The organism is Pseudoalteromonas sp. 78C3, assembly GCF_002836695.1.
In the GTDB taxonomy this organism is placed as follows: domain Bacteria; phylum Pseudomonadota; class Gammaproteobacteria; order Enterobacterales; family Alteromonadaceae; genus Pseudoalteromonas; species Pseudoalteromonas arctica.
In genome coordinates, this window is the sequence record NZ_PJAV01000133.1 from 26,694 (window position 1) to 39,834 (window position 13,141).

Here is a 13,141-nt window from a genome sequence, read left to right on the forward strand (position 1 = left end):
TTAATAAAATTGGTATCAGGTACCAGCTTCAACCATTGCTAGCTGAAATATATCTTTTGGAGCAATAGCGCCTGGCTGTTGTATAACCGCACCGGCGGCTTTTGCAGCAAGTTGTACAGCACTCGAAATTGGTTTATCAGATAAACGAGCACCTAAGTAAACACCGTTAAAAGCATCGCCTGCGGATGTCGTATCTACAACATTTGTTACCGGTATTATAGTGTGGCTTTGAAGAATATTGCCCTCTTTTGTCACTACCGATTCAGGGCCATTTTTAACAACAATTTCTTCAATTTGGTAAGGTTTTAAATATTCAACAACCGCTTCTACGCTATGAACGTCATAAAGTGTTGTTAAATCTTCAACGCCAGGTAGGGTAATATCTGCAAGCGTAAAGGCTAAATGATATTGCTCTTTAGTTTCCTCTACACTATTCCACAAACGCGCTCTGTAGTTAGGATCAAAAACTATTTTAACCCCAGCATCTTTGAGCTGCTCTACAACTTTCCAAAAATGCTCACGTGCACTTTCTTCAATTATTGCTAATGAAATTCCTGAAAAGAAAAACATATCACCTTGGCTAAGCTGCTCGAGTGCATCAGCATCTAAAAAATCAACAACCTTTTTAGCTGCAGAATCATTACGCCAATAAATAAAGCTACGCTCACCATGCTCATCGGTTTCTATGTAATACATGCCAGGTACTTTGGTATCGTGAGCAAATACGAGTTGTGTATTTATTTGTTCACTTTCAAAGCGTTCTAGCATTTTTTTACTTAAATTATCTTGACCTAAAGCCGTAACAACCGAAGTAGTAACCTGTGGGAAGCAACGCTTTAAATACACTGCAGAATTATAAACATCGCCTGCAAATGATTGGTGTAGTGTTGCCGCGCTCATAGCCCTAAGCTCGACCATGCATTCACCGATAAAGTAAATATTTTTCATCTTGGAAGTTACCCTATGTAGTTAACTGCTATGCGCTTATACAAAACATGTTGGCATAGCAGTTATTATCTAGATTATTGAGGCTTTTTAAGAGGTTCTATTTTTGGAATTAAAATCCAAACAGCGGCCATTGCTATAATGGCTAAAGAAGCACCAATAACAAATGCTGGTGTATAGTTACCATCAGCAGTAAGAATAGGCACAAGCGATGTAAGGCCTACAGCACCAAGTTTTGCCGCCATACCAGAGAAACCTGATAATGTACCTACAGCTTTTTTGCCTAACAAATCACTTGGTAGTGTTTGCACATTACCAATTGCAGTTTGAAAACCAAATAAAATAACAGCCATAATTAGTACCGCTGTCGTTGGTCCGCCTGGATTTGCCATTGCAAGTAACGCAGGTAGCATAATTAAACAGCCTAGCGTAATAGTTAACTTACGTGTTTTATCAGTGTTCCATCCGGCTTTAAGTCGATTTTGTGCCAGTAAGCCACCAAACCATGCACCAAACATAGCGCCAACATAAGGAACCCAACCGTATATACCAATAGACTTAACATCCATGCCGTATACTTCGTTTAGGTAAATAGGTATCCAAAAAACAAATAACCACCAAATAGGGTCAATCGCAGCAGAGGCAATAATTACACCCCAGCTTTGTTTGCGAGAGAGTAACTCAGCAGTAGACGGGTTATATTCTTCTTCATCTTCGCCAGTCACATCGCCATTATCATCAACACGTCTTTGACCTGTTAAGATATATTCACGTTCTTCGGCAGTAAGCCAAGGGTGAGAGCTAGGCGGCGCTTTAACTAAAATTAACCAAGGCACTAACCAAAGAAAACCTAATACACCAACAAAAACAAACACCATTTGCCAGCTAAAGTAGATAGTTAAGTATGCAATTAAAGGAATCGCAATAATACCGCCGATAGCAGCGCCAGAGTTAAAAATACCCTGTGCTAAGGCGCGCTCTTTAGTAGGAAACCATTCAGCATTACCTTTAGCTGCGCCCGGCCAGTTACCAGCTTCGGCTACACCTAAGATTGCGCGAAAAATACTAAGGCTAAGTACACCTTGTGCAAATGCATGGGCAACGGTTGCAATAGACCAAACACCTATCGATAAAACAAAACCGAAGCGTGTTCCCACCCAGTCAAATATTTTACCAAATATGGCCTGACCAAATGCATAAGCAAATACAAACACAATTGAAATATTAGCGTATATTTGTTTGCGTTCTAATGCTGATTCATCAGGGAATAAATCTTCAACAATATCAGGCCAAAGCACGCTAAGTGCTTGACGGTCGATATAGTTAATAATGGTAGCTAGCGCAATTAGCGCTATAACCCACCAACGTAAGCCTTTAAGTTGCATAATTAATCCTCAAGAAAGTCTTCACGCGCTGGGCTAAAGGTATCAATCAGGATTCCGCCTGTTGGGCAGGTAGCTCCATGATCAGCAAATGGTGGGATTAAGCAGCTATCACCCGGTTTTAAGATTTTAGTTACGCCATCAATGTTAAAGTGAAATTCACCTTCAACAACATACGTTACTTGAGAATGTCTGTGAGCATGGTTATAGCCAATAGCCCCTTTCTCAAACCAAATTTTAACAGCCATTAGCTCTTCGTTGTAACCTAGCATTTGACGTTTTAGACCATTTCCTAAATCTTCAATTTCAGTCTCGTTGCCAAATGAAAAGTTTGCGCTTTGCTTTTGCATCCTATTTACTCCTGATTATTGTTCATCATATAAACGCCTAATCGGCCATTTAAAGTGAACTCTTTATTTTGATAATTGAATGTATTTTTAGCTGAGGTTGGTGCTTTATTAATAGCCACTAAATATGACTTGCCTTTAATATCAAGTTCAACAAGTGTTAAATCGCCCTGCTGACTATATTCAAGCTTTGTAACTCTACTAACAGCTTCTAACGTATATTCTTTACTTGGATTGTATTCACCGTGAGGCTCTAATACAGATATAAATTTATGATGCTTTTGACCCTCAACACGACGAATAAAACCGTTTTCGTTGCGTAAGTTAAAATCAGGGTCGTTTGCGCCTATTTGAGTAAACAAGAAAGACTCATCACCTTTCACCAAACTCGTTTGCGTATAAAAGCGACCATTTTCGTTTAACCACGTTACTTTAGCTAAACCACTTTGAGGTTGCGCTTGAGCTTTAAGCCATAGATGCTGGTAGCCATTTTTAGTACCTAATGCAGACAGTTGTGTTGCATTCGCTTTTAGCTCAAAGCTGGTATCTATAAGCTGACCTTTATAATGCAAAGGCAAATCAAGCTGATGTGCTTTATTTGCTGCAACATCAAATATATCAAGTGCAACTGTACTTTGTAGTTCAGGTAAGTTAATAAGTGCAAGCGTACGCTCAAGATCAACGCCTTTATAAGCTGTGCTTATTTCGCCGCTTGAAACCGTGCCGTATTCATTCGTTTCGAAAAAGTTAAGTGTAGGGTAATTACTATTTCCTACTTCAACATTTGCATTAAAATGCGTTGTTTCGTCAACCACTACCGTATTGTGCGCAACAGTGTGTTTAGCGTAAGTTTCGTTTTCAGGTAAATAACGACCGCCGTATTTAGCTTCTACATTTAAAAAACGTGCTGCGCCATAATCAGATACAATTTCATTACCGTGGTCGTAAAACTGCCATGTTAGTTTATCAAAATGACCGTGACCTAAGCCTTGTGCAGCAGGTTTAAATAGTAGAGCTTGATCGCCACCTACCTGCGTTCTCATTACAACTAGAGCACCTTGTTTACCGTCATTACCATCGCCGAAGGCAACAGATTTAAACGAATAAGGTTTTGCCATGTTGTTATCAAGTGCTTGAGCTACTTTTAGTCCATCACCAGAGAGAATTATTTGGTCTTGTTGCTTAGCAATATCAAGGTAGCCTGCGTCGTTAGTTAATCCATACGCTGCAGTTACACCATTAACTAACTCAATAGTATCGATACCTTTACTTTTTATTGCATCGTTAATTGGAAAAAACAAACCGTTGTAGCTAAGTTGAATCGTCGTATCAATCGCTTTTAATAATATGCCATCACGATATTCAAAGATTTTTCGTTGTGGTTCGTTGTTTTCAATCGCTTTAGCAAACGTTACAAAGGGTAATAGTGCAAAGCGTTGATAGTAAGGACCTTCGTTATAGTAACCTTGTGGTGAAAACAGCATTTCTAGCTGCTTAATAAAGCCACCTTTACCCGACTTTTCTAAATCGTATAATGATTTTTCTACCCACTCAGGTTCACCTAATACATACCCTGCCATGCCAACACCCGCTGTTGCCCATGTTCCATGGTTATGTACTTTATTAAATGTAGAGGGTTGGCCTACTGATGTGAACAACGAAACAGGACGTAGTAAGTCATCCTCGATTGTTTTAATGTTATCGGCATTTAACGAGTCATGAATTAGATCATAAGCTTGTATTGTGTACACAAGCCACATTGCTTCATTTAGGCTTTGCCAAAAAAACTTACCTGGATTTTGCGAGTCCATTTTACGTTTTGGATGCAGACCAAGCGTTGGGTATAATTTTGCATACTCAAGCAACATATCACGCACGTAATTTGCATATTTATCATCTTGGCTTAGTTGATAAATGATGCCTGCGTTATACATAAGCTGATAATTTTTTTTGTGGCGTTCATGTGTATAACCACCACCACCATCTTTTGGTACAGGTACCGCAATTGGTTGAGCTATTTGTTCGTCTACTTGCGCTTTTAATAGCTCAAACGCAGTAGAAAATTTACCTTCGCTGCCTATTGCTTGGCGCATATGACTTACGTCATCAGTAGTAATTACTAAGTTTGGGTGCGCTGCATGAGCACCCAATGATGTAAGTAATGTAAGTGCTGCTACAGCCGCTATTTTAAAACCTGTTTGGCATTTTAATAAGTACATAGTATTTACCCTGCCTTATTTAAAATGTTGTTATTTTTTAATACTGCTGTATGTGGGCCTTTAACTCTTAACTCTTTAACACTTGGTGCTTTGGTTGCATCAAATGTATTGTCTGAGATTTCAGTTTTAGGCTCGCCTACTGTGTGCTCTACAACAATAGGAGCAGATTTAACAAATTTATTATCTTTGATATTAGTAACCTGAACACCGTGAACATAAATGCTCGCTTGCTCTTTGTTACGCTTACCAAGGCCAACGTTATTAAGCGTGTTATTTGTCATTTCAAAATGAGGGCCAAATGTACTTTCATCAGTACCACCACGGTAAAGCTTAAGTACACCACCTTGCACATCATTAAATGTATTATTATTTATAATAACGTATTCCGCGTTATAAACACCTAAGTCTTCAATTTCAGTATTTAGACGTAAAATGTCACCTGTTACTGTATTAAAGGTATTACCTGTAATAATAATTTCGTCAGCCATTGCACCTTTACCAGTGATAAAGAAATGAAATGAATGATTAATATCTAAAGCATTTAACTCTGAGTTGGTCATTACAAAGCGGTAATTATCAACCATACCCCATTTTTGCGTACGAACAATGCTGTTACCTATTGCATCTGGCGCGTTTTCACCTGAAATAGATAAACCATCTAGTTTTAAGCTGCCGCCATCATGTATTTCAAACAAGGTAGAGCGTTGAAAAGTAAGTTTAGACTTTGTGTTCTGCTTTGCTTTAATTGTCAACGTTTTATCAATTTTAACCAGTTTAGAAACATCATACTGGCCAGGCGCTAGTTCTAGAACATCGCCCGACTCGGCATTATCAATAGCGTCTAGTAATGCACTTACATCAGCTTTAACAGAATGTGTCTTACCAGAATCAAAATCAACTAAAGCAGGTACTTTTGCATACCAGCTAACACCGGTATCTTCTTTTTTAAGTACTTTTAAATCGCGCTTTGCACCTACATTTAAACTTTTAGATGTTGGGTAAAGTAGACCATTACTTGCTTTTTTAAGCGTGATTTTTTCTTTTTTTACACCGTACGTTAGCTCAGAAAGTACTTTTGTATCAGCAATGTTGTTACTTAGTACCAGCCCGCTTACATCATCAAATGTTGTAAATGGCTGTTCACCATCTTGATTTATGATTAAGTTGTTTTTCATTACGCTATCTTTAGGTGCAGCGCTACGCTCAGCATCGCTACCAGCGGCAAGTTGAATATGACGCACATTTATAAATGTGTTGTTTTCAATTGTCGCATTTTCAACTTGGTGATAACGATTTATAGATGAATTTGGTACGCCGTTCATCACAGTAAAACCACTGCCAAAACGATACCCTGTTAGACCTTGTAGGTAGTTATTTCTTACAATTTGGTCTTTATTGATAACGCGAATACCACCTGTGTGGTCAACACCATTACCAATAAAAATATTTTCTTCTATAAGGTTACCGTTACCATGGCGCAGCGTTAATGTACCGCGCGCTTCATAAAATACGTTATTACGAAGGATGTTTTTACCTGACTTAACCGACACAATTTCTACTTCACCATTGGTGCGTTCAAAATAGTTATTTTCTACCAATGTATGCGAATCAGTTAATGAGTAATGGCTGGTGCCAATACGCAGGGTTTCACCACCGTTTGAACCAAAAGTTGGACGGTAGCCAAAATAGTTGTTGTCTATGCGGTGATAGTTTTCCTGACTTGCTTGAGTGTTTAAACGAACAGCAACTGTCACACCTTTATTTCGTTTGCCAACTAAATGGCTATGATCAAAGCGGTTATGTTGTCCATATAATGCAACCCAATAATCAGACTCTCGTTTGTCTGGATTACTGTAATTATCGATTACTGTTTGAGTAACTCGTGAATTGTAGGCTAATTCATTTTTATTTTTACGAAACTCTATTACAGCTGAGCTCGGTGTGTAGCCGTCTTTAAATACTAAACCTGAGGCTTCAAGGTATTTACCTGCAAGTCTTAGGTTCGATTGACCCGATAAAATTACTTTACCGTTAGTTTCAGCGGTCAATAAAATAGGAGAGTTTTTTGTACCTTGGCCTTCAAGTAGGATTTCGAAGTCAGACCAAGTACCATTTTTAAGTACTACTTTGTCGCCAGCAACTAGATTAGCTGCGATATCATTAAAAGCTTGTTTACTTTCTACAAAATAATCTTTGGCCGCTATTTGTGTGGATATGCAACCGATGAGAACTAGACTAAGCTTTATTGTGTTAATCAAACGCATAGTTAACTCTTTTTCGTTGTGACTGAAAGTAGTGCTTCATCAGAATTTAAAAAAGCTGACATTGCACAAAGACTTTAGTCAATTGGTGTCATGTGTGTTAAAGCGCCTTAAGCTAAAAGCTTAAAGCGCTCAATAAGGTCGAGAAGTATTACTTTTCTAGCTTTTTGAAATAATCAAAAATTTCAGGAACGTTACCTTGACCCATACCAGCGTCAAACGCTGCTTGTAGGTTAGCTGATGAACCTTCAGCGATTTTTGATTCAGTACCTAGGTCTTCTACCATTTGTAGGAAGTAGCCTAAATCTTTGTTTGCATTAGCAATCGAGAAACCAAGGTCGCTAACATTATCAACTGCATAGTTTTTACAAAATTGCATAAACGGTGAGTTAGATGGACCAGTCGACATAATGTCAAAAAGTTGTTGACGGTCAACACCGGCAAGCTCTGCAACTGCAAATGCTTGTGACATAGCACATACTGTAGTCATGCCCATGAAGTTGTTGATAAGCTTAGTTGTATGACCTGCACCTAGCTCGCCAAGATGGAAAACGTTTTCACCTTGATCTTCTAGTACTGGTTTAACTTTATTGAATGTATCAATATCGCCTGCAGCCATGATGTTTAAAAGGCCGTCTTTAGCATGTGCTGGTGTACGACCAAGAGGAGCATCAATCATGCCTGCGCCTTTAGCTGCTAAATCAGCACCAATTTTTTTAGTAGATGATGGAATAGAAGTACCAAAATCAACTAGTACTGCACCTTCTTTAATACCCGCTAGGATACCGTCTTCTGCATAAATGATTTTTTCTACAACGGCAGAAGTTGTAAGACAAAACATAACAATATCTGAACCTTCAGCTAGCTCTTTAGCAGTGCTTGCTGTTTTTGCGCCTCTAGCGACACATGCTGCAACCGCATCTTTGCTAAGGTCCATAACAATTAGCTCATAGCCTTTGTTTTGTAAATTTTCGGCCATGTTGCCGCCCATTAAGCCTAAGCCGATGAAACCGATGACTGGTTTTGACATGAATAACTCCTAAATATGTGGCGCATACTTTTATAAGAACAAGTAAAATCTACTTTAAAATACGCTGTGTCTTTGTTTCAATTTGTAGAGTAACTTTAAGCTTGAGTTATTTATAAATTAACCTGTGCAAAACGTAACTCTGATTAATTACCAATACATTGTATTCACTCAAACCAAGCAACTTACCAATTGGTATGCAAAAACTGTATTACCATACGCCTTTTTTGTCAACCAATAAGTTAACCAAGTAAATCCCGTATTTTTACAAATTACATACAAATAAATTTAATATCAATTAAAAACAAATAGTTAGACATAACAAACCCAATCAGACATAGGTTAATTTTTGTTGAACAATCAGTAACTTTTTTTATACTAATAGGTTGACCAATAATTGAGTGTTCTTTATTTAAATATGCAAAATTCAATAAAATAGTTCATTAATTGGTAATTTACAGTTGATGTTATTGGTAAAATTATAAAGACCATACGTGAACAGCTTCCAACTCTAAATGGTATTGAGGTTGTGATTTGTACGTAACGCCTACATATATGGCTAATACATATAAAAACCACAAAATGCGCCTAATAATAGCGCTTAGTTAAAAATATACTGAACTTTGAAAAATCACTAAAGGAACTGAATAATGCGTTTATTACATACTATGCTGCGTGTTGCGGATTTAGACAAATCAATTGCTTTTTATACTGAAGTATTAGGTATGAAAGAATTACGCAGAGCTGATAACAGTGAATACAGATACACTCTTGCTTTTATTGGATATGGCGAGGAAGCAGATAATACAGTATTAGAGTTAACTTATAACTGGGACGAAGATAGCTACGACCTGGGTAATGGATATGGTCATATTGCCATTGAGTTTGATGATATTTACAAGGCCTGTGCTGATATTAGAGCAGCCGGTGGTAATGTTAGTCGTGAACCTGGACCAGTAAAAGGCGGCACTACTGAAATTGCTTTTGTAAAAGACCCTGATGGCTATGCAATTGAGCTAATTCAGAAAAAAGATGACATGAGTAAATTTTAAATTACCTACCAACTAATTCAAGTTATAACAATTTGCTTAATGCCAATCTGCTTATATATGGGGTCTATTTAACGTTAAGAAAATTACGCTAGAACTAGGCAAAAATTTTTGTATCTAGTTGTTCTAAATAAAAAATTTTTAACGACGTTATAGTGCAATTTAATTCGTTAAATTGATCAAAGATTTATGCTGGTTGGTATAACTATGGACGGATTTAATTTTATAAATTGTTCAAATATTTATGCAGGTTGGTATTAAATAAAAAGGTGCTTTTCAGCACCTTTTTAACGCAACTGACTATCTTTACTGCCACGTCTATTAAACGATTTAGCGCTAGCATCATTACCTTCTATCGCAGCTTGGCATGTAACACAATAACGCACTCCTGGTAACGCGATCCTTCGTGCTTGTGGGATTTTCTCGTCGCACTCGTCACATAACTCTGCACTTGCGCCAGATATTAAATTGCTTCTTGCATATTGTACGGCGTCGTTAACACTCGCATCAATTTGATCTTGAATTGCACCGTCTCGTGCCCATCCACTTGCCATAAATCCTCCTAATAAAGTTGGATGTTTAAATTTATGCTACCAAATCGAATCTTTATAAGTACTGAATAAAAGAGCTAGGAATGTGATCTTCTTTGAAGGCTTAAGCTACGAAACTATATTTTATATCTTAAGGAAAGGTGCTGTAGTTGCTCCTTGTAATCTACTTCTCACAAAAAGTTCAACACTCTACAATTAGGCAAAAAAAAGCAGCTAAAAAAGCTGCTTTATAATTTCAATGATTTATTTAAATATTAAAGACTGTAGTCAACAACCTTCATACCTAATTTTTCGAGCTCTGGGCGAAGCGTTTTAGCATCACCCACTACTAAATAAATCATGTCTTTAGTATTTAAGTGTTTTTTAGCTAAGGCGTTAACTTCTTCTTTGCTAATATTGCTAACAATCTCATTTCTTTCTTTTACAAAGCTAGGTTTTAAATCGAACTCTAATATTTGTGCTAAAAAGCCAAGTTTTGCATTAGGCGTTTCGTATTTAAGCGCATCTTTTTGATTGATAGCCTTACGCATAAACATAAGCTCTTCGTCAGTGACACCGTTTTGAGCATAGTTATTAAGCTCATTAGTAAACTCTGTAATAGACGCTGCAGTAGAGTCGGCTCTCACCGCTGCAGAAGCGGTAAAGCCACCTGATGTTTTATCACCCCAGAAACGAGAGCGAGCACCGTAAGTGTAGCCTTTATCTTCTCGTAAATTTAGATTGATACGGCTGTTAAACGTGCCACCCAGTGCAAAGTTCATCAAGTTAGCTTTAAAGAACTCACCTGTAATATCTTCAACCATATCGCGTTTACCTATTCGAATTTCTGATTGAGGAGCGTCTGGTTTATCAACCAAATAAATTACATTAGTTTCTACTTTAGGTTCACTGAAATCAACCGCTACTAAGCTCGATTTACCTTTCCAATTTGTAAGTGTAGCTTTAACTTTTGGTTCAATTGTTGACTCTTTTAAATCAGAAACAATAATTACTTGAGCGCCCTGCGGTTTAAAGTTTGCGTTATAAAAAGCTTTAACGTCAGCAAGTGTAATAGCCTCTATACTATTAAGCGTTCCAGTACTTGGAAGTGCAGCTATATTGTTGCCATATAGTAATTTACTATATGTATTAGATGCTAAATACCCAGCATCCTTCATTGAATGTTGAATATTTTGAATGATTTGCTTTTTATTACGCTCAAAGTCATCGGCATTAAATGCTGGTTTAAATAACTTTTCTTCGACAAGCTTTAGCGTTGCATCTACATTTTTGGTTAAGCTAGAAACATACACATTTGTATGTGTTTTATCTGAGTAGATACTTACCTGGCTACCTAGTTTTTCAAGCGCGTTACTCATCTGCTCTGTAGTGTAGTTTTGCGTTGACTCGCTCATTAACGATGCAGTTATTGATGATAAACCCACTTTACTAGCTTGCTCACTGTACAGGCCACCCGGAACTTTAATGAAAATAGCGGTAGTTGGCGTTTCTGTACTTTGAGTACCTAATATTTTAATACCGTTTTCGGTCTTAGTTTGCCAAAGAGTAGGAACATCAACAGCAGGATTTGCGCCGGCCTCTGGGTGAGCACTTCGATCAAATGTATCAACAGCTCTTCGTGCCACTAAATCATCAGCTGAAGTTGTAGATGGACCTCCAAAATCATGCGATTTAGGCGTAAAGTTGTCTGGTGCAGCTATAAGTTGAGTTTGCCCTTCTGGCACAACACTCATAATAACGGCAGATTTACCTTTGATATATTGATTAAAAACACGCATAACATCAGCTTTTGTAACTTTGTTATAACGTGCAATCTCATCTTTAGCTGAGTTTGGGTTACCTGTAAACGTTTCTGACGCGGCTAGTTGAGAGACTTTTCCTGATACGCTTTGCAGACCAAAAATTGCACCCGATTCTATTTTAGCTTTTACTTTATCTAAATCATCTTGTGTAACGCCACGCTCTTCAAATTCAACAAATGAATCACGAATGATTTTTTCCATATCAGCTAACGTTTTCCCTGCTGTAGGATTTGGTAAAGCATAAAGACTAATTGAACACGCTAACTCTTGGCATGGATGATTTGCACTTGCTTGAACAGCAAGTTGAGTTTTAACTAAGTTTTTGTATAGTAGTGAATTATTACCACCACCTAATATTTCAGCAAGTATATCAAGAGGTGCTTCATCTTCAGAGCGAGCGTAAGTAGTTGGGAAACTCATACTTAATAAAGGTAAATGTACCTTATCTTCCATTGAAATATATCTGTCAGCATTGAGTGTTACCGCTGTTTTTTCTACTGTAGGGATTTCAGGGCCTTTTGGAATTGGTGCAAAGTATTTAGTAACTAATGGCAGTATTTCATTAGCGTTGATATCGCCACCAATAGTAAGCGTTGCATTATTAGGACCATACCACTTTAAAAAGAATGCTTTTAAATCATTTACATTTACGCGATTAAGATCGTCCATAAAACCAATTACTGGCCATGAATATGGATGACCATCTGGATACATCGCTTGAGCAACACGTTCACCTAAACGACCATAAGGGCGATTATCAACACGTTGGCCGCGCTCATTTTTTACTGTTTCGCGTTGTACTTCAAATTTTTCTTGGGTTACAGCATCGAGTAAAAAGCCCATTCGATCAGCTTCTAGCCACAACATTTTTTCTAATTGATTTACAGGTACTGTTTCAAAATAATTTGTTCTATCTGAGTTAGTTGTACCATTTAAAGTACCGCCTGCTTCAGATATTATTTTAAAATGTTCCTCATCAGCAACATTCTCTGAACCTTGAAACATCATATGCTCAAAAAAGTGAGCAAAGCCTGACTTACCCAACTCTTCGCGAGCAGAACCAACGTGGTATGTTACATCAACGTGTACTAAGGGATCTGAATGATCCTCATGCACAATTACAGTTAAACCGTTATCTAGTTTATATTTTTTATACGGTATGTTGATTTCACCTGCATTAGATTTCACTGATTCAATAAGTGTAACGCCAGGAATTGATGTTTCTGTAACAATATTTTTATCAATAGCTTGAGTTGAGCTATTACATGCAGCTAACCCTGATGCAAGTAAAACAGCGAGTGCAATTTTTGTGAGTTTCATCTTTTAGTCCATATTTAAATTAACTCGATGAGTTTAAAGACTAATTAAAAGTACAACAAGGAATATGGAGCGATTATGGGTTTGCTTTTGTAACAAAGTGTAAATATATTGATATAAAAATGAAGTGTAAAATGAGGGTATTAATTTGTGGTTTTATTCTAATAACACTGCACTTCCCTATCTAAGTAGTAAATGACATAGCTAAGAGATTGATACTCTTAATAACATCGTGCATATA

General features: G+C 37.4%; 9 protein-coding genes. 1 reads left to right on the plus strand and 8 read right to left on the minus strand.

From position 1 onward, the window contains the following. Window positions 1–15 precede the first annotated feature (15 nt). The 6 genes from CXF76_RS07735 to CXF76_RS07760 all read right to left on the minus strand — a co-directional run bounded on the left by CXF76_RS07735 (window position 16) and on the right by CXF76_RS07760 (window position 8,184). On the minus strand, window positions 16–948 hold the full coding sequence (locus CXF76_RS07735; RefSeq protein ID WP_101163380.1) for a sugar kinase: 933 nt from the start codon (window positions 946–948) through the stop codon (window positions 16–18). Window positions 949–1,022: 74 nt separating this feature from the next. After that, complete coding sequence (locus CXF76_RS07740) at window positions 1,023–2,330, minus strand: MFS transporter (protein WP_007585328.1); 1,308 nt, start codon at window positions 2,328–2,330, stop codon at window positions 1,023–1,025. Between the two features lie 2 nt (window positions 2,331–2,332). Next, window positions 2,333–2,677: a cupin domain-containing protein gene (locus CXF76_RS07745; RefSeq protein ID WP_002962963.1), complete on the minus strand. Its 345-nt coding sequence runs from the start codon at window positions 2,675–2,677 to the stop codon at window positions 2,333–2,335. A gap of 5 nt (window positions 2,678–2,682) precedes the next feature. Then, window positions 2,683–4,893, minus strand: a complete 2,211-nt coding sequence (locus tag CXF76_RS07750; RefSeq protein WP_024591531.1) for a heparinase II/III domain-containing protein — start codon at window positions 4,891–4,893, stop codon at window positions 2,683–2,685. Window positions 4,894–4,898: 5 nt separating this feature from the next. Further along, window positions 4,899–7,157, minus strand: coding sequence for a polysaccharide lyase 6 family protein (locus tag CXF76_RS07755; protein ID WP_024591532.1), 2,259 nt, complete (start codon window positions 7,155–7,157; stop codon window positions 4,899–4,901). Window positions 7,158–7,305: 148 nt separating this feature from the next. Then, complete coding sequence (locus tag CXF76_RS07760) at window positions 7,306–8,184, minus strand: NAD(P)-dependent oxidoreductase (protein WP_007585320.1); 879 nt, start codon at window positions 8,182–8,184, stop codon at window positions 7,306–7,308. Between the two features lie 647 nt (window positions 8,185–8,831). On the opposite strand from CXF76_RS07760, the gene gloA reads away from it, so the two are divergent. Beyond that, window positions 8,832–9,233, plus strand: coding sequence for a lactoylglutathione lyase (gene gloA, locus CXF76_RS07765; protein ID WP_024591533.1), 402 nt, complete (start codon window positions 8,832–8,834; stop codon window positions 9,231–9,233). A gap of 284 nt (window positions 9,234–9,517) precedes the next feature. On the opposite strand, the gene CXF76_RS07770 is transcribed toward gloA, so the two are convergent. Both CXF76_RS07770 and CXF76_RS07775 read right to left on the minus strand, forming a co-directional pair. Continuing rightward, a complete protein-coding gene (locus CXF76_RS07770; protein WP_101163381.1) occupies window positions 9,518–9,784 on the minus strand; it encodes a DksA/TraR family C4-type zinc finger protein in 267 nt (88 codons plus the stop codon). Between the two features lie 251 nt (window positions 9,785–10,035). Continuing rightward, entirely contained in the window at window positions 10,036–12,903 is a 2,868-nt protein-coding gene (locus tag CXF76_RS07775) for a M16 family metallopeptidase (RefSeq protein WP_101163382.1), read from the minus strand. Window positions 12,904–13,141: the final 238 nt, after the last annotated feature.